At 66.7% G+C, this 1,410-nt stretch carries 3 protein-coding genes and 1 riboswitch; of the genes, 2 read left to right on the top strand and 1 reads right to left on the bottom strand.

Annotated elements, in window-relative coordinates:
- Window positions 1–40: 40 nt before the first annotated feature.
- The gene (locus VE25_RS19930; protein WP_046110431.1) at window positions 41–295 is read right to left on the bottom strand and encodes a DUF2164 domain-containing protein; all 255 of its coding nucleotides are present in this window, start codon (window positions 293–295) and stop codon (window positions 41–43) included.
- Between the two features lie 47 nt (window positions 296–342).
- Window positions 343–569, top strand: a riboswitch (cobalamin riboswitch).
- Between the two features lie 47 nt (window positions 570–616).
- Between VE25_RS19930 and VE25_RS19935 the strand changes: the two genes are divergently transcribed.
- The gene (locus tag VE25_RS19935; RefSeq protein WP_046110432.1) at window positions 617–811 is read left to right on the top strand and encodes a CbtB domain-containing protein; all 195 of its coding nucleotides are present in this window, start codon (window positions 617–619) and stop codon (window positions 809–811) included.
- Window positions 812–832: 21 nt separating this feature from the next.
- Window positions 833–1,410 (top strand): CbtA family protein (locus VE25_RS19940; RefSeq protein WP_046110433.1); only part of this gene is annotated, 578 nt, incomplete at its 3' end.

A 1,410-nucleotide genomic window follows, 5' to 3' on the forward strand; every position in this document is an offset into this window, starting at 1 on the left:
GGGTGGTGCCGGCCACGACCACGCAGCGAGTGGTGGCCACCTACCGCACGAAATTGGTCTTCTGCTCCAGCGCATAGACCGCGTCCGTCAGCTCGTCCATGCGCTGCATCAGCACCGCCTGGGCGTCATAGAGCCCGCGGTTGTAGAAATAGGGCCCCATCTTCTCGGCAAAGAACCGCATCAGCATCTCGGCGGGGATGTCGCCGATCCGCTGGTCCAGCTCCTCGCGGAAATAGTCCTGGATCTCGCCGACCATCGCCTTGGTCTCCTCGCGCGAGAACTCGATTCTTTTCATGGGAATCTCCTTCGTCCCCGCAGGATTGACCGGGCCGTCCCTGCATGCAACATCAAGAGCGTGATGGTTCCTCGAAACCGATAGGTGAGAGGATCAAAAGGGAACACGGTGAGGCGTACCCATCAGGGGCCGAATCCGTGGCTGCCCCCGCAACTGTGAGCGATGCGTTCATGTTGGTGCCACTGGCCGCAAGGCTGGGAAGGCGCATGGATCCCGAGGGTGTCGTCCCTCGGACATCGCGAGCCAGGAGACCTGCCAGCACGTGAGCCGGGCGCGACAAACCAGAGCGCCCAATCGATTCGCGCACGGAGGGTGTCGCCGATGAATGCAGCTGCCAATACCACCACCGCCCACTCGGGCCTCCAGTCCCTTTCCCTCTCCCAACGGCTCGTCGCCGGCAGCCTCGCGTTGGCTTTGGGCCTCGTGCTCCTCGTCGGCACCGGCTTTGCCGGCGATTATCGCCTGCACAACGGCGCCCACGACACGCGCCACGCCATGGGCTTTCCCTGCCACTAGGGCAGGCGAGGGAATAGAGACATGTTCCGCAATCTGTTTTTTGCTGCGCTCGTCGCAGCCCTTTGCGCTGGCCTTGCCACCTCCGCGTTCCAGGCCTGGCGCGTCACCCCGCTGATCTTCGCCGCCGAAGCCTATGAAGGCGGCGAGGCGCATGCGCACGATCACGCCGACGCGGCGGCCGCTGCAGAACCGGCCGCGCCGGCTCATGAGCACGCCGAGGACGAATGGGCCCCGCATGACGGTTTCGAGCGCACCGCCTATACGGTGCTCTCCAACATCCTCATGGCCGCCGGCTATGCGCTGGTCATCGGCGCCGTCTCGGTGTTCTTCAACCTGCCCATCACCTTCGCCAACGGCTTCTATTGGGCGGCCGGCGGCTTTGCCGCCTTCAGCCTCGCCCCGGCCCTGGGGCTGCCCCCGGGCATGCCCGGCATGCCGGTCGCCGATACGCTGGCGCGCCAGCTCTGGTGGGCCGGCGCGGCCCTTTCGACCGGCGCGGCCTTGGTGCTCGTCGCCAGGCTCCGCGCACCCTGGACCCTCGCCGTCGCCGCAGCGCTGGTGCTCCTGCCCCAGCTCGTTCCGGCCCCCGTCGCCCCCAC

The sequence above is a fragment of the Devosia geojensis genome (assembly GCF_000969415.1).
In the GTDB taxonomy this organism is placed as follows: Bacteria; Pseudomonadota; Alphaproteobacteria; order Rhizobiales; family Devosiaceae; genus Devosia; species Devosia geojensis.

What these genes read in the sequence shown, in the direction of transcription:
- VE25_RS19930 (WP_046110431.1), bottom strand. Translation starts at nt 295, where the DNA reads ATGAAAAGAATCGAGTTCTCGCGCGAGGAGACCAAGGCGATGGTCGGC.
- VE25_RS19935 (WP_046110432.1), top strand. Translation starts at nt 617, where the DNA reads ATGAATGCAGCTGCCAATACCACCACCGCCCACTCGGGCCTCCAGTCC.